Below are 15,360 nucleotides of genomic sequence, written 5' to 3'. Positions count from 1 at the left end.
TTACTGGATCATTTTTTAAGCTGTTCTTTTATCCATTTGAGCAGTTTTTTGCTGTTTTTACCGCCGGCAATCGGTGCGGCCGGATCGTCCGGTTGCTCCTTCTTGGCCGCTCGCACTATATTGCGAAAGGTTTGCCGATCTGTATCCGGATAGGTTTCGAACCACTCCGCATCGGCCGCTTCGGTCTTGATCAGCTTTTCGCGCCAATATTCGGCTTGATTCTGGACCCGAAGATAGAGGTCTGAGGATGGGTCGAGACGATCAAGTTCGCGCTGAATGCCCTCGATATCGGAGACACGCATGATTTTGCCGATATATTGCAGGTGACGACGCATCGCCTCATTGCTTTTTATCCGCTTGCTCTCTTCGATGGCAGCGAGCAGTTCATCGTTGAGGGGGAATTTGGCCAACTTGCTTTTTTTAATGCCCAGTAAACGCTCACCCATGGCCTGCAGTCGGTGGCTATCGCGTTTCATTTCAGACTTACTGACCCATTCAATATCGTCGTGGGTATCGTCAAATTCGTTCATGTACTTACATGCCTTATAGTAAAAAAAGTGTTGCTAAGCCTAAAAATGTCAAAAAACCGAAAACATCGGTCAATGTCGTCAAGATCACGCTGCCGGACAAAGCCGGGTCTATGTTGGCGGCCTTAAGAAAAAAAGGCAGCACGGTACCAGAGAGCACAGCAATGCAAATATTGACCAAAATTGCCGCAGCGATGACCAAGGACAATGATACTTGATGATACCAGAAGAAGGTGATGACGCCGATAACAATAGCCCACAGACTGCCATTAATGAGGCCAACGCCCAATTCCCGCAGGACCAGCCAGGTTAAATTGGATTGGCCAATGTGGCCGGTGGCCATGCCTCGGATCATTAGCGTTAGGGTTTGGCTGCCGGCGATACCGCCCATGCTGGCGACAACAGGGCTCAATACTGCCAAGGCCACTATTTGTGCAATTGAGGCTTCAAATTGACTCATTACTAGGGCGGCAATAAAGGCCGTCGCCATATTAATACCCAGCCAGACGGCCCGGTCTTGGCTGCTCTTTACAATGGGGGAATAGGTGTCATTTTCTTCATCGAGGCCGGCCATGCTCATCATATTGTGCGCCGCACTATCGCTAATTACATCGACCACGTCATCGATGGTAATACGACCAATGACGATGCCGTCGTCGTTTATGACCGGGGCTGACACCAAATCTTGACGCTCAAATAGACGTGCGACCTGTTCCTCATCTTCGCCGGCTCGGATGCCCTTGATATCGGTGTTCATGATATCTGAGACCAGGCTAGACGGTTTGGCGGTGAGTAGAACCGTTAGCGCGAGTGAGCCTTGGTAATGGAACTGACGATTGGTCACCCAGAGGCGATCCAAGGCGTCTGGAAGCGATATTTTGCGTAAATAACGCAACACCGCTGCGACCGTTACATCGCCACGAACGGTCACCATATCGGTGGTCATCAAACCGCCGGCGGTGTCCTCTGGGTAGGCCAATAGCCCTTCAACTTGCGAGCGCTCCTCCGGTGCTAAGAGCTGGAGAACTCGACTGGACCGGCCTTCGGGCATTTGTTGCAGCAGATCCGCGAGGTCATCGTTATCGATGTCGTGCGTGGTTTCAACGATTTCCTCGGCTGACATGCGGGCCAGGAATGACTGCTGAATGTCCTCATTCAGGTGTGTTAGCACCTCGCCTTGCAACGCTTCGGCGACAAAATCCCACAGGGTCAGGCGATGTTTATGAGGGGTGGTCTCCAAAAGGTGCGCGATATCACCAACCGCTATATCTGCGTTGATTAAAATCGACACTAGGTCCAGGTCGGCCTTTTCCAGTGCCGCACCCAATTGTTGTTTGTGTGAATTTAATTGTCCGTCGGTTAGGCTGGCAGGCATAAGGTATCTCTGTGATCAGGCGGGGTTCGTGAGTTATTCGCCCTCGTCGAAAAAGTTATTTATCAGGGTCTCGATCGCTGTCCAGGCTAAGACCTCATCGCTGCCATCTATTTCAAAGGTCAGGGCAGTGCCCTTGGATGCCGCGAGCATCATAACGGCCATAATGCTTTTCGCATCGGCTTGTCGTCCGTCCTTATAGACCGACACCATGCTACCAAATTGGGATGCCGCCCCGACCAGTTTGGCGGCCGCGCGCGCATGCAATCCGAGTTTGTTAATGATGACAATCTCTTCTCTAATCACGCTGTATCCTGCCCCATGTCTCGGTGTCTGATTTGTGTGGTCGGGTATTTTTCTTTGAAGGCCGTCGTGAGCTCCTCAGCCAGATATACCGAGCGATGTTGGCCACCGGTGCAACCAATGGCCACGGTTAGGTAACTGCGTTGGTTGCGTTCGTGTTCCGGTAACCAGCGCTCCATAAAGCGCCGGATATCCTCAAACATGTCCGCCACTGCCGGTTCTCGGCGTAAGAACTCTTGAATAGGGCGATCAACACCGGTAAACATGCGCAAGCTCTTATCCCAGTATGGATTAGGCAGGCAGCGCACATCGAACACCATATCCGCATCTCTGGGTAAGCCATGTTTAAAACCAAAGCTCAGAAACTGCAACGCCAAACCGGTTGGTCGGTTGATTAGTCGGTCGCGGATCTGCACGCGCAGTTGCTGTACCGACAGGGTGCTGGTATCCAGCTTGAAGTCTGCCCCATCGGCGATGGGCGCTAAAGACAGCGTTTCTTGGGCAATCGCTTCGGCCAGCGAGTGGGCGTTGTCGGTTAATGGATGCTTACGCCGGGTCGCAGAAAAACGCTGTAACAGGATGGCTTCATCGGCATCGAGGTACAGTAGCTCTGGTTGAATTTTTGCACTGAGACTGCCTAAAATTTCGGGTAGGTCACGCAGACCCTCGGTGGAGACTCGGACGTCAATGCACACTGCTATCTGTTTATGAGGTGCGGACTCAGTCATCCATCTGACCAGTTCAGGCAATAAAGCTGGGGGTAAATTGTCGATGCAGTTAAAGCCGGCATCTTCAAGTGTATTTAAGACAGTCGACTTACCGGAACCGGAACGGCCACTAATCACTATTAGTCGGATTTTTTCAGAAGACATAGCCATTCTCAGTTTATTGCTTATTTGGGGCTCCTACAAATTGCTCATATAGGGCCATCGCGCTAGGACATTGGCGAATCAAAGCTAAAGACTTAGGGTCATTAACCTTTTCAACCACCATCGCCAGCAGCTGTAAATGTTCATCGGTAGCATCAATAGGGACCACCAGGGCAAAAACGAGATCCACTGGCTTGGCATCTATCGCTTGGAAATCAATAGGATTGGTCAATAAAACCAATGCCGCCGTGGGCTTGTCTAAGCCAACAAGGCGGCAATGGGGTATTGCAACGCCTGAACCTATACCGGTACTGCCCAACCGTTCACGAGCGATCAGTTGGTCAAACAACTCAACATCCGATACCCCAGTAAGCGTCTTGGACAGGCGCTCAGCAAGGGTTTGCAGTACCTTTTTTTTGCTCGCACCGAAGTCATCAACAAAGGTGCGTTCGGGGCGCAATACTTGGTCCAGAGGAATCATGCTTTCGTTATGACCCGTGGCTGCGTGAGACAGTTTTTTCTTTGTGCTTGATCAATTGACGGTCCAGTTTGTCATTCATTAGATCAATGGCGGCGTATAAATCGTCATGTTCGGCGTCTGCATGGAGTTGGGCGCCCTTGATGTTCAGCGAGCCTTCTGCTTTTTGTCTCTCCTTTTCGATACTGAGGGTGACCTGCACGTTGCCGATTTGGTCAAAATGTCGTTGGAGCTTTTCAAGCTTAGTTGAAACGTAGCTCTGGAGGGCTTCTGTTACCTCAACGTGATGGCCGCTGATATGAACTTGCATAGGCTGCTCCTCTTGCAGTTTTTACCTTTCCAGCCAGAGTGGGCTGGTACACAGGCGGTGGTCGAAAATGAGGCCACCGTCCACCGACAAACAGATGCCGGTAATCGTGAAACCGTTATGTAACTCATATTCTAACTATTGCGCTTCATTGCCAAAACTGCAAGGGACTTTTTAAAAAATTTAGGCTCTAAATCAAACTCTTACGTTCATTTGACGGTGGAATGTTCAATGACTCTCGGTACTTGGCGATGGTTCGTCGGGCGACCTGTATGCCCTGTTCACCGAGTAAATCGGCAATTTTAGAGTCACTCAGCGGTTTACGAGTATTTTCCGCGAGCACTAACTTTTTGATCAGTGCGCGAATCGCGGTGCTGGAACAGGCGCCACCGGTATCGGTGCTGACATGGCTACTGAAAAAGTACTTTAATTCGTATATACCACGGGGGGTGTGCATGTATTTTTGTGTGGTGACACGCGAAATGGTCGACTCGTGCATACCCACCACCTCTGCGATATCGTGCAGAACCAGCGGTTTCATTGCCTCATCGCCATAGTCCAAGAAGCCACGTTGGTGCTCAACGATGGTGGTGGCGACCTTGAGCAGCGTTTCATTTCGACTCTGCAGGCTCTTAATAAACCACTTAGCCTCTTGCAAGTGGTCCTTTAGGTAGGTGTTATCCGATGAATTGTCGGCCCGCTTGACCATCGAGGCGTAAGAGGAGTTGACCCGCAGTTTCGGCGCTATATCGGGGTTCAGTTCAACAAACCAACGATTGTTTTTGATGTCTTTGGTGACAATAACATCTGGTACTACGTACTCGGATTTGCCCGAGGCAATGCTATTGCCGGGCCGGGGATTGAGTGTTTGTATGAGTAGGAAGACTTCGCGCAGCTCGTTTTCCTTGATCCGCGCCTTGCGCATTATTTGCGCAAAGTCTTTGATGCCCAACAGCTCGATATGATTTTCGACGATGCGTATCGCCAGCGCTAAATAGGGTGTGTCCGTGGCGAGCTGCTTGAGTTGGATCGCTAGGCAGTCAGCTAGGTTGACCGCACAGACTCCCGGTGGGTCAAACTGTTGCAAACGGTGTAATACCGCATGGAATTCGTCTTCATCGAGCGGATCATCATCGGACGAGATGGCCACCATCAGACCTTCAAATATATCGGCTACGGGGCTCGACAAATAGCCTTCATCATCGACACTTTCCAAAATGGTTTCAGCAATGACCCGATCCTTATCGGTCATCGGGGTCAGGTTCAGCTGCCAGTAGAGGTGATCTTGTAGTGAGTCGGTCGTGCCATAGATGTTTTCGAGATTATAATCATCATCGCCGGACGGCAGCCCATGGCTAGTGGGTTGATGGGTGTAGATGTCGTCCCATGAGCTGTCTACTGCCAGCTCATCCGGAATGGTTTCCTGAACGGTCAGTTCTCGAGTGGAGTCATCGGTCTCAGTCTTAGCAACCTGACGGTCGTCATTATTGGGTGGCTCCTGAGTGTTGGCGTGTTCTGGAGCATCGGCATCGTCCTCCTTGACCTCGAGCATGGGGTTGGTGTCCAACGCCTGCTGAATTTCCTGCTGTAAGTCGAGCGTGGACAGTTGCAATAACTTAATCGCCTGCTGCAACTGCGGGGTCATCGTCAGTTGCTGGCTCATTTTAAGTTGTAAGGATGTCTTCATACTTGCTCAATACCCACCAAATGTGCTCCAACGCTAAAAATATCAAGGCCACCGCTTCGAATGTTATAAACGGAACTGATCACCTAAATATACCTCACGGACAGTTTGATTGCTGAGAACTTCTTCAGCGGAACCTTCCGCAATGATGTGACCATTGCCGACAATATAGGCCTTTTCACAAATATCGAGGGTTTCCCGAACATTGTGATCTGTAATTAAAACGGCAATGCCGCGTTTTTGTAGATGATAGATGATCGCCTTGATATCACCGACCGAAATAGGGTCGACACCAGCAAAGGGCTCATCCAGCAAGATCACCTTAGGTTCCATCGCTAAGGCCCGGGCTATTTCCACCCGCCGCCGCTCGCCGCCGGATAGCGCCATGCCCAAACTGGTGCGGATGTGGGTGACATTGAACTCGGCCAATAAGGACTCAAGCCGTTCATTCTGCTGTTGCTTGGAGAGGTCTTTTCGGGTTTGCAGGACGGCGAGGATGTTATCGGCAACCGACAGCTTACGAAAAATAGAGGCCTCTTGGGGCAGATAGCCAATGCCTTGGCGCGCCCGGGCGTGCATCGGCATATGGGTCACCGAAACACCGTTGATCGTCACATCGCCATGATCGGCGGCAATTAGACCGACGATCATATAGAAACAGGTGGTTTTACCGGCCCCGTTCGGACCCAGTAGCCCAACGATCTGGGCCTCTTCGACGGCGATGCTAACATCTCGAACAACTGGACGTTTTTTGTAGCTTTTGGCCAGATGGGTTGCTTCCAGTAAGGCCATTAATTCACGGCCTCAGGCTGAATGAGCAACTCTGCTTGCTTGCCGCCTGGCTGTCCGGTGATGGCGCGCTCGGACTCTATGGTCATAACCCCGGTGTCGGTCAAATAAATAATGCGCTCGCCCTCGGCTTTGTTGCCGACCTGAGTAACCTGTGCCTGACCCAGAGTGATAATCTTATTCTCGTTGGGGAAAAATTCGACCCGCAGGCCTTGTACTTGGACCATTTCACCGTCGGCCACAGGCTGGTCGAAGAGCCGCACCGGCTTGCCTTCGGCGAGTAAATAGGAAAGCTGATCGGACACTGGATCCGTTTCAATGGTGACCTTGTCAGCATAGATAATCAAAGCCCCCTGGGTGATAACCACCTGGCCAATTAAGACCGTCTTACCGCTATTGGCATCCATGGTGTTGGTATCGGCCTTGCCGGTAATGGGCTTGTTGCGATCTTCCGGCGTCGCTAGCGCCAAGCTTGCCGCGCAAAGACTGACTAACATCAGTAAGGCGGTTTTTTTACGACGGTTCATAAACAAAATTAACCTCCGATAGTAAGTTGATCACCGGTTCGGGTGCATCTAGTTGGACCGCCATGCCGACCGCATCAACGGTTTGTCTGCCCTTAACGATGGTTACCGCTAAGTCGGTGCTGATTAGCTGGCCCTGGTCGGAAACCCTCATAAACTCGCTCCCGACTCGAGTCGCAGGCGTACCGTTGAGTTGAGTTGCCACAACGTTGTGGCGGAATTCCATGTCGTCATTGGCCATAACCAGGGCCTGGTCGGCTCTGATATGCCACGTCTTTTGACCAGCATCGGTCAGGATCACCACCGGTTGACTCAACAGGCTCTGACCGCTGCTGTTGTACACCGACACGGTATCCGCGTCGACGGTCATAACCTTAGAACCCAGTTTATCGTAGCGCGTTAGGGCCATCCCGGTTACGTATATATCCGGTGAATCCGCCGGCAGCGATATCTGGTTTGTGACCTCAGCCGTCATCCGCTCATCACTGGACATAAGCAAGATTAGTAGTAGAGCAGCCAAACCTATCAGCACCATAAGCAGTAGCTTGCGATACATCATTAGGCCACGCCGGCTCTCAATATGTCGTGCATATGAATCACGCCGGCGACGATATTCTTATGGGTCACAACCAGCGAGGTAATCTTGTGCTCCTCCATCATATAAAGGGCTTGGGCGGCCAGCTGGTCAGCATCGATTGAGTGTGGTTTAGGGTGCATTACGGTCGAGATGGACGTCGCCGAAAAGTCTATTTTTTGATCAATTACCCGGCGTAAATCGCCATCGGTGAAGATGCCCAGCAACCGCCCGTCTTGCTGCACGGTGACCATGCCGAGGCTTTTCTGTGTCATCACCATTAGGGCTTCTGAAACGGAGGCGTCCGGATTAATGATCGGGATCTCATCACCATCGTGCATGATGGTTTCCACCTTGAGCAGTAATTTCCGGCCTAGGCTTCCGCCAGGGTGGGAAAAGGCAAAGTCTTCGGCGCTGAAACCACGCGCCTCCAGCAGGGCAATTGCCACGGCATCACCCATTACCAGGGCCGCGGTGGTCGAGGATGTCGGCGCAAGGTTCAATGGGCAAGCCTCTTGCTCGACCCCACAGTATAGATGCACATCGGACAGGGTGGCCAAGCTGCTGCTGTTATTGCCGGACATGCCAATAAGTGCGGCACCCAGCCGCTTGATCAGCGGCAGCAGAGAAACGATTTCGTTCACTTCGCCCGAATTGGATAAGGCGATAACGACATCTGCACCGGTAATCATACCCATGTCGCCATGACTGGCTTCACCGGGGTGGACAAAGAATGCTGGGGTGCCCGTGCTGGCCAGAGTGGCGGCTATCTTGTGGGCGATATGGCCGGATTTACCCATGCCCGTGACCACAACGCGACCCTTACACCCGAGCAATAACAAGCAGGCTTGGTTAAATTGGTCATCCAGGGCCTGTTCCAGTGTGGTCAAGGCCGAAATTTCCAGCGCAAAGGTTCGTTTTGCGATGGCGAGAAAGTTGGTATTGGTCATATATTACACAGCGGTTGCGGCCAGAAATACGATGTAGCCATAGACTGCATAGCTTACCACAAAAAACGTGCCAAGATAGCGACCCAGTTTCGCATTACGCTTGCCTTGGATAAAAAGAGCGGCAAAGAGGACCAGGCTAATGGCCAACATAAACCAATAATCGCGGTTAAAAACCTCAGCGGCAAAACCGCCTGGGGCAATTAGCCCCGGCACGGCCAATACGGCGAGGAGATTAAATATATTGGAACCCAAGATATTGCCGATCGCTATATCATGGTGTTTCTTTAGTGCGCTGGCCACCGATGCTGCCAGTTCAGGCAAGCTGGTGCCGATGGCGATAATGGTTGCACCGATAATGGCTTCACTGATGGCGTATTGATTGGCGATACCAACAGCACCCCAAACCAGCAGGCGGGCACTGCCAATCAGCACGGCCAAGCCCAGCACAAATAACACCAAGGCCTTGCTGTTGGTCATGTCGCTGGGGATGTCTTCTTCGAACTCAGCGTCACTGCCATTGGCTCGTTTATGCTGAACATAGATCCAAGCCAAAAACACCGCCAGGCACAGAACAAGGCTCAGGGACTCGATAAAGCCGATAATATAGTTGAACAATACCAAGCCGGCGAGAATGGCAACGCCGAGCATGATTAAGTTCTCATTGATGATCAAGCGCTTGCTGATTGGAATGGGCGCAATCAACGCAGTGATGCCGAGCACTAGGCCGATGTTGGCAATGTTAGAGCCGATGGCATTGCCCATGGCAATCTCAATCTTATCGTCCAGCGCGGCAAAGATGGCGACAATAATTTCCGGTGCCGATGTGCCGAGCGAGACAATGGTGACGCCGATGATAATGTGCGGCACGCCAAAGTTATTCGCGATAGCGGCACTTCCGGCTACGAATCGATCGGCACTGAGAACCAGTAAGATAAGCCCGGCCAAAATAGCCAAGGAAAAGATCAACATAATGTACTGCCTAAAGTTTTAATCCCGCGCATTTAACGGGCTTTGCGTCCAGAATGCAATCCTGTGACGGCAAATTACGCTAGAATTGGACACTGGCTTCATCACAGGTTCGTCTCTAGACTGTTATGATTGCTGCCAAAATGAATCTAGGAGAGTGAAATGCGTAAGATATTAGCTTTTATGGGCCTGGCGGGTCTATTAATGGCCATGCCCAGCCATCTTTTTGCTCAAGATGGGGCCAAGGCGGCAGATGAAACGGTGCGCGAGGGAGTTCAATCTATCCTGACTGTGGTGCGCAAGTATGCCGGTAGTGAGGATGAGGCGGCTCGACAAGCTTATCTTGATGAGGTGACCGAATTGCTCGAGCCGGTCATTGGCTATTCAGTCATTGCCCGAAAGGTCATGGGCGAAGCCTATAGTGTGGCTACCCGAGCGCAAAAAATTCGTTTTTTGGAAGTCTTTAAACGCAGTATGGTCAACACCTATGCCGGCGGCATTTATGCCTTTGGCGCCTTTGAGGTCAATCTATTGCCGAGTCAGGACGATAAAAAAGATACCCTGCGCAATACCCGTGTGTATATGGAAGTTATATCGCCTGATGGGCCCAAATACCCGTTGGTGCAGAGTGTGTACTACAGCCGAAAGTCGGATGACTGGAAAATGCAAAATGCCATCTTTAACGGCATTAACCTAGGGGTGACCTTCCGTACCCAATTCGAACAGCTCTACAGTGAGGCTGGAGGTGATCTGGATGCGACTATCCTGGCTTGGGAGCGAATTACTGAAGACGCCTATAAGAGCATTCGTTTTAGAGAGTAAGCGGACTGGGGGCCCAAAAGCCTGCCTTTGGGTGTATACTGTGGCAAATTTTGCGAGCCAGTACAGAGCACAGTGTTTTTCATATCGATATGTGCCTCTATTACGTATATTCTTGCCCCCTTTATTCTGATGATGAGACCCCTCTATGACCGTTGATGACGTAACCGCACTGCTTGATATTGCTTTCCCCGATGCACAAATTGCAGTCGAAGGCGAGGGTGCTAAGTTTGCGCTATCGATCGTTGCCGAGGCCTTTGCCGGAAAACGTCCCGTGCCGCGCCAACAGATGGTCTACGCAGTGTTAAACGACCAGATCGCGTCCGGTGAAATTCACGCCGTGTCGATGAAATTACAATCACCTTCCGAAGTTTCTTAAGGATCAGCTCAGTGGATAAATTACTTATTACCGGCGGCGCCAAGCTGAACGGCGAAGTTCGCATCTCAGGTGCTAAAAATGCCGCCTTGCCGATCCTAGCTTGCACCCTCTTAACTGAAGAAACCGTGACCCTGAGCAATCTGCCTCATCTCAATGATATTACAACCTTGATCGGTCTGCTCGGCTGCATGGGGGTGAACGTTACTCTGAATGAAGATATGAGTGTCGATGTTTGCGCCGGCACCATTACCGAATATACGGCACCCTATGAGTTGGTGCGCACTATGCGGGCCTCTATTTTGGTGCTGGGGCCGCTGTTGGCCCACTTTGGTGAAGCCAATGTATCGCTGCCCGGCGGTTGCGCCATTGGCAGTCGGCCGGTGGATCTTCACATCCGTGGTATGGAAGCCATGGGCGCACAGATTATTGTCGAAGACGGCTACATTCGAGCCAGTTGTGACGGTCGTTTGAAGGGCGCACGGATCTATTTTGACACCGTGACCGTGACCGGCACTGAAAACCTCCTGATGGCCGCAACCCTGGCCGATGGCATTACCGTGCTGGAAAATGCCGCCAAAGAACCAGAGGTTATCGATCTGGCTAAATGCCTCATCGCCATGGGCGCCCGCATCGAAGGTGCCGGGACCGACACCATTACCATTGAAGGCGTCGAGCGCTTACACGGTTGTCATCATCGGGTTTTGCCCGATCGTATCGAAGCCGGTACCTATCTGGTGGCCGGTGCGGTCGCCGGTGGCTGTGTGCGCATTCGAGATGTGATCCCGGAGCACTTAGACGCCGTATTGGTAAAGCTACGCGAAGCCGGAGCTCATATTGAATGTGGTCCCGATTGGGTCGAAATCGATATGAAAGGCGAGCGAGTCAAAGCTGTGGATATTACCACCGCGCCTTATCCAGAGTTTCCTACGGATATGCAGGCCCAGTTTACCGTGTTGAACTCGGTCGCGATTGGCACCGGAACGGTCGAAGAAACGGTCTTTGAAAACCGTTTTATGCACATCAATGAGCTTGAGCGGATGGGCACTAAGGCCTATATTCGCGGTAATTCGGTGACCATCGAGGGGTGCTTGAAACTCAAGGGTGCACCTGTGATGGCGACTGACTTACGTGCGTCGGCGTCGCTGGTCTTGGCCGGTCTGATTGCCGAGGGTGAGACGCTGGTCGACCGGATCTACCATCTTGATCGCGGTTATGAGTGTATCGAAGAAAAGCTGGCCGGCCTGGGTGCAACCATCCGCCGAATTTCCGGCTGATCGAGCTCGACAGAATACATTTTCTCATAGACCCATAGGCGCTCAACAGCGCCTTTCGGATCTATAGAGCCTGACTAAACAGATTAGCGAGTTACCATGCAACGAAGTGCTGAGAGCATCACCATTGCCCTGTCCAAGGGGCGGATTTTAAAGGAAACCTTGCCGCTATTTGCCGCAGCCGGTATTGAGCCCCTTGAGGATGTGCATACATCCCGTAAACTTATTTTTGAAACTACGCAGCCCAACGTATATTTCATCATTATCCGGGCGGTGGACGTGCCGACCTATGTTGAATATGGGGTCGCAGATCTGGGTGTCTCCGGCAAGGACGTGCTGATGGAGCACGGTGCCGAAGAGATGTATGAGTTACTCGATTTGAATATTGCCAAGTGCCAATTGATGACGGCCAAGATGAAGGATGTGGCCCTCCCGGCAGGTAGGTTAAAGGTCGCCACCAAATATATTAATGTGGCGCGGCGTTACTTTGCCGACCAGGGGCGTCAGGTCGATCTAATCAAGTTGTATGGCGGTATGGAACTGGCGCCCATTATGAATCTGGCCGATGTCATTGTGGATATAGTCGATACCGGCAATACCCTAAAGGCCAATGGTTTGGCTCCAGATGAGTTTATCGCCGATATCAGCAGCCGTTTGGTGGCCAGCCGATTGGCCCTGAAGATGAAAGACGAAACTATTAAACCCCTAGTCGCCCTGTTGGCGGCAGCTATTAAAAGGAATTCGGAGCAAGCATGAGTTCGCTAACTATTAAGCAATTGCGTTCGATTGACGACGGTTTTGATACGGCGTTAAATCAGCTTTTGGCCTGGGAATCGGTCTCTGACGGTAACCTGCAGCAAACCGTGGCCGATATTATTCAGCAGGTTCGCACCGAGGGCGATGCCGCCCTGTGCCGCCTGTCGGACCAATTCGACCGCTTCCCGGTCGAGTCCATGGCGCAGCTAAGCTTGGGCGCGATCGAGATTGCCGCCGCCTTTGAACGGTTACCGGCGCAGCAGAAAGCCGCCTTGCGCTTTTCCGCCGAGCGGGTAACCGCTTATCACGAAAAGCAGATCGCCCAGAGCTGGCGCTATACCGATGATCTGGGTGTGGTCTTAGGCCAGCAGGTGACGGCGATGGATCGAGTCGGTATCTATGTGCCCGGCGGCGTTGCACCGCTGGCGTCCTCGGTTATTATGAATGCTCTGCCGGCCAAGGTCGCTGGGGTTCGGGATATTATCATGACCACGCCGGCGCCGGGTGGCCAGGTCAACGACTTTGTCTTGGGGGCGGCCTTTGTCGCCGGCGTTACCGAGGTCTATCTGCTTGGTGGCGCACAAGCCATTGCGGCGTTGGCCTATGGCACCGAGACGGTGCCGGCCGTTGATAAGATCGTCGGCCCAGGCAATGCCTATGTGGCAACGGCGAAGCAGCAGGTTTTTGGCAAGGTCGGGATCGATATGATCGCCGGGCCGAGTGAAATATTGGTCATCTGTGACGGCCTGACCGATCCGGACTGGATCGCGATGGATCTCTTTTCCCAAGCCGAACATTCCCACGATGCCCAAGCTATCTTAATTTCCCATGACGCGGAGTTTTTGCGCCGAACCCTGGCCGCGATCGAGCGCCTGTTGCCGACCATGGAACGGGCCGACACCATACGCCGCTCACTCAATGCCCGAGGCGCCTTTATCTGGGTACCCAAACTCGACGATGCCAAGGCGTTGATCAACAAGATCGCGCCAGAGCATTTGGAGCTGTCGGTGGCTGATCCTGAAGCCTGGTTGCCCGACATCCGGCACGCCGGTGCCATCTTTATGGGCCGGCATACCTCTGAGGCCCTGGGCGACTATTGCGCCGGACCCAATCATGTTCTGCCGACCAGCGGTACGGCACGATTTTTCAGCCCCTTAGGGGTCTACGATTTCCAAAAACGCAGCTCATTGATCGGCGCCTCGGCGTCGGCGGCGAGTGAATTGGGCAAGGTCGTATCAGTACTGGCGCGCGGTGAACTCTTAACCGCCCACGCCCGCAGCGCGGAGCAACGTATCAATGACTGATTTTCGAGACCGCCTGGATACCCATTTAGATCGTTGGGTGAATAAGACGATCCGTGATATTGGTGCCTACTCGGTGCCAGACTCGACCGGCATGGTCAAGCTCGATGCCATGGAAAACCCCTTCGTTTGGCCGGAGACCATGCAAAAGGCCTGGTCTGAGTTGATGGCCGATGCCCATGTGAACCGTTATCCGCACCCCGATGCCCCCGAGGTCAAGGACAGCATTCGGCGTCTGTTCAATGTACCGGATGATATCGATATCTTGCTCGGCAACGGCTCCGATGAACTGATCCAGCTGATTGCCCTAGTGGTGAACGGCTCGGGCCGGAAAATTATGGCGCCCGAACCCAGCTTTGTGATGTATGAAATGGTCGCCAAATTCCTGGGCATGACCTATGTTGGCATGCCATTGAATCGCGATTTCGATCTTGACCTGGAGGCGACCCTGCGTGCCATAGAGGTCGAAGACCCGGCGGTTATTTTTCTCGCTCAGCCCAACAACCCAACCGGGAATCTTTGGGGCGATGAAAAGTTGCGTCGTATTCTGGAGCGGGCCAATGGCTTGGTGGTTATCGATGAGGCCTATACCGCCTTTACCGATGCCGATTATTTGGCCTGGTTGGATGAGTTTCCGAATCTTTTGATCATGCGCACGTTCTCCAAGGTCGGTCTAGCCGGTTTACGCCTGGGTATGTTGTTTGGTCACCCGGCCTGGATCGAGCAGATTAATAAGTTACGCTTGCCTTATAACATTAATGCCTTAACACAACTGACCGCTGTCTTTGCCATGGACCACTATCCTGTGTTGATGAACCAGACCCAGGAATTAGTGCGTCAGCGGCAGCAACTGAGCCAAAGTTTGGCGGCGTTTCAAAGCCTCACGGTGTATCCGAGCCAGGCGAACTTTATCTTGGTGCGCACGGCCGAAGGCCAGGCCGTGGATATTCACCAGAAATTGAAAGACGCCGGAATTCTGGTCAAAAAACTGCATGGTGGTCACCCATCGCTGCACGATTGCCTGAGAATTAACGTCTCTTCGAGTGACGAAAATGCTCTCCTGATCGCGGCGCTGCAGCAGATTTTGTAGCCGTTTAGCACGCGAGTCCAGGCATAGACTCCAGTCATATGCCCGGCTCGCTCTATCTAATCAATTTGCAATGCACCCCCAGCCTAAATCCGCCTTAGTTTTCGCGCCCAGCTCTGTTTCAATACCGAACCATGTTAAAAACCAAAGAGAGTTGCGATGAGTCTGCTTGCTTTTCATGATGCAATACCCGGCTATCTGGAAGACCGTGACGACCAGCTCTGGGTCAGGCTCGCAGTCTATGGCCTGCAACCAGACGCCCTCTATGTGCGCATTGAACCGGACAACGAAGAGTATCTCGTGCCCATGGTCGCAGACGGACATCAGGGTACTTGGCATTTCTACACAGCGTTGATCGACAAAAGCCAACATATAGAGCAAACCGAGTATCTGTTTAAACTGGT

At 52.3% G+C, this 15,360-nt stretch carries 19 protein-coding genes; 7 read left to right on the top strand and 12 right to left on the bottom strand.

Annotated elements, in window-relative coordinates; translation table 11 throughout:
* Nucleotides 1–8: 8 nt before the first annotated feature.
* The 12 genes from yjgA to AC4FIC_RS09960 form a co-directional block, all read right to left on the bottom strand.
* Nucleotides 9–530, bottom strand: a complete 522-nt coding sequence (yjgA, locus tag AC4FIC_RS10015; protein ID WP_100257775.1) for a ribosome biogenesis factor YjgA — start codon at nucleotides 528–530, stop codon at nucleotides 9–11.
* A gap of 13 nt (nucleotides 531–543) precedes the next feature.
* Nucleotides 544–1,902 carry a magnesium transporter gene (mgtE, locus tag AC4FIC_RS10010; protein ID WP_273285695.1) on the bottom strand — a complete coding sequence of 453 codons (1,359 nt, stop codon included), beginning with the start codon at nucleotides 1,900–1,902 and terminating at the stop codon, nucleotides 544–546.
* Between the two features lie 33 nt (nucleotides 1,903–1,935).
* Complete coding sequence (locus tag AC4FIC_RS10005) at nucleotides 1,936–2,205, bottom strand: HPr family phosphocarrier protein (protein ID WP_100257773.1); 270 nt, start codon at nucleotides 2,203–2,205, stop codon at nucleotides 1,936–1,938.
* Entirely contained in the window at nucleotides 2,202–3,074 is an 873-nt protein-coding gene (gene rapZ / locus AC4FIC_RS10000) for an RNase adapter RapZ (protein ID WP_227003672.1), read from the bottom strand. The genes AC4FIC_RS10005 and rapZ overlap by 4 nt, the downstream gene beginning before the upstream one ends.
* Before the next feature lie 13 nt (nucleotides 3,075–3,087).
* On the bottom strand, nucleotides 3,088–3,552 hold the full coding sequence (locus AC4FIC_RS09995; RefSeq protein ID WP_100257772.1) for a PTS sugar transporter subunit IIA: 465 nt from the start codon (nucleotides 3,550–3,552) through the stop codon (nucleotides 3,088–3,090).
* Between the two features lie 7 nt (nucleotides 3,553–3,559).
* Nucleotides 3,560–3,859 (bottom strand): ribosome hibernation-promoting factor, HPF/YfiA family, encoded by a 300-nt coding sequence (gene hpf, locus AC4FIC_RS09990; protein WP_100257771.1) that lies wholly within the window; start codon nucleotides 3,857–3,859, stop codon nucleotides 3,560–3,562.
* A gap of 187 nt (nucleotides 3,860–4,046) precedes the next feature.
* Nucleotides 4,047–5,543, bottom strand: coding sequence for an RNA polymerase factor sigma-54 (locus AC4FIC_RS09985; protein ID WP_100257770.1), 1,497 nt, complete (start codon nucleotides 5,541–5,543; stop codon nucleotides 4,047–4,049).
* A gap of 63 nt (nucleotides 5,544–5,606) precedes the next feature.
* Nucleotides 5,607–6,332, bottom strand: a complete 726-nt coding sequence (lptB, locus tag AC4FIC_RS09980; RefSeq protein ID WP_100257769.1) for an LPS export ABC transporter ATP-binding protein — start codon at nucleotides 6,330–6,332, stop codon at nucleotides 5,607–5,609.
* On the bottom strand, nucleotides 6,332–6,856 hold the full coding sequence (lptA, locus tag AC4FIC_RS09975; protein ID WP_100257768.1) for a lipopolysaccharide transport periplasmic protein LptA: 525 nt from the start codon (nucleotides 6,854–6,856) through the stop codon (nucleotides 6,332–6,334). Before lptA ends, lptB begins: the two co-directional genes overlap by 1 nt.
* Entirely contained in the window at nucleotides 6,843–7,412 is a 570-nt protein-coding gene (gene lptC, locus AC4FIC_RS09970; protein ID WP_100257767.1) for an LPS export ABC transporter periplasmic protein LptC, read from the bottom strand. Before lptC ends, lptA begins: the two co-directional genes overlap by 14 nt.
* Nucleotides 7,412–8,377: a KpsF/GutQ family sugar-phosphate isomerase gene (locus tag AC4FIC_RS09965; RefSeq protein ID WP_100257766.1), complete on the bottom strand. Its 966-nt coding sequence runs from the start codon at nucleotides 8,375–8,377 to the stop codon at nucleotides 7,412–7,414. Before AC4FIC_RS09965 ends, lptC begins: the two co-directional genes overlap by 1 nt.
* A 3-nt stretch (nucleotides 8,378–8,380) precedes the next feature.
* A complete protein-coding gene (locus tag AC4FIC_RS09960) occupies nucleotides 8,381–9,346 on the bottom strand; it encodes a calcium/sodium antiporter (protein ID WP_100257765.1) in 966 nt (321 codons plus the stop codon).
* A 159-nt stretch (nucleotides 9,347–9,505) separates the two neighbouring features.
* Between AC4FIC_RS09960 and AC4FIC_RS09955 the strand changes: the two genes are divergently transcribed.
* The 7 genes from AC4FIC_RS09955 to AC4FIC_RS09925 form a co-directional block, all read left to right on the top strand.
* Nucleotides 9,506–10,165: an MlaC/ttg2D family ABC transporter substrate-binding protein gene (locus AC4FIC_RS09955; RefSeq protein ID WP_273285704.1), complete on the top strand. Its 660-nt coding sequence runs from the start codon at nucleotides 9,506–9,508 to the stop codon at nucleotides 10,163–10,165.
* Nucleotides 10,166–10,310: 145 nt separating this feature from the next.
* Nucleotides 10,311–10,541: a BolA family protein gene (locus AC4FIC_RS09950; protein WP_100257763.1), complete on the top strand. Its 231-nt coding sequence runs from the start codon at nucleotides 10,311–10,313 to the stop codon at nucleotides 10,539–10,541.
* Between the two features lie 11 nt (nucleotides 10,542–10,552).
* Nucleotides 10,553–11,815, top strand: a complete 1,263-nt coding sequence (murA, locus tag AC4FIC_RS09945) for a UDP-N-acetylglucosamine 1-carboxyvinyltransferase (RefSeq protein ID WP_100257762.1) — start codon at nucleotides 10,553–10,555, stop codon at nucleotides 11,813–11,815.
* A gap of 96 nt (nucleotides 11,816–11,911) precedes the next feature.
* Complete coding sequence (hisG, locus tag AC4FIC_RS09940; protein ID WP_100257761.1) at nucleotides 11,912–12,568, top strand: ATP phosphoribosyltransferase; 657 nt, start codon at nucleotides 11,912–11,914, stop codon at nucleotides 12,566–12,568.
* A complete protein-coding gene (gene hisD, locus AC4FIC_RS09935; protein ID WP_100257760.1) occupies nucleotides 12,565–13,872 on the top strand; it encodes a histidinol dehydrogenase in 1,308 nt (435 codons plus the stop codon). The genes hisG and hisD overlap by 4 nt, the downstream gene beginning before the upstream one ends.
* Nucleotides 13,865–14,959, top strand: coding sequence for a histidinol-phosphate transaminase (hisC, locus tag AC4FIC_RS09930; protein WP_100257759.1), 1,095 nt, complete (start codon nucleotides 13,865–13,867; stop codon nucleotides 14,957–14,959). The genes hisD and hisC overlap by 8 nt, the downstream gene beginning before the upstream one ends.
* 156 nt (nucleotides 14,960–15,115) lie before the next feature.
* The coding region (locus tag AC4FIC_RS09925; protein WP_476194970.1) for a hypothetical protein at nucleotides 15,116–15,360 on the top strand (245 nt) is incomplete at its 3' end.

The organism is Reinekea sp., assembly GCF_982785585.1.
This window is presented reverse-complemented; position numbering and strand designations above follow the sequence as displayed.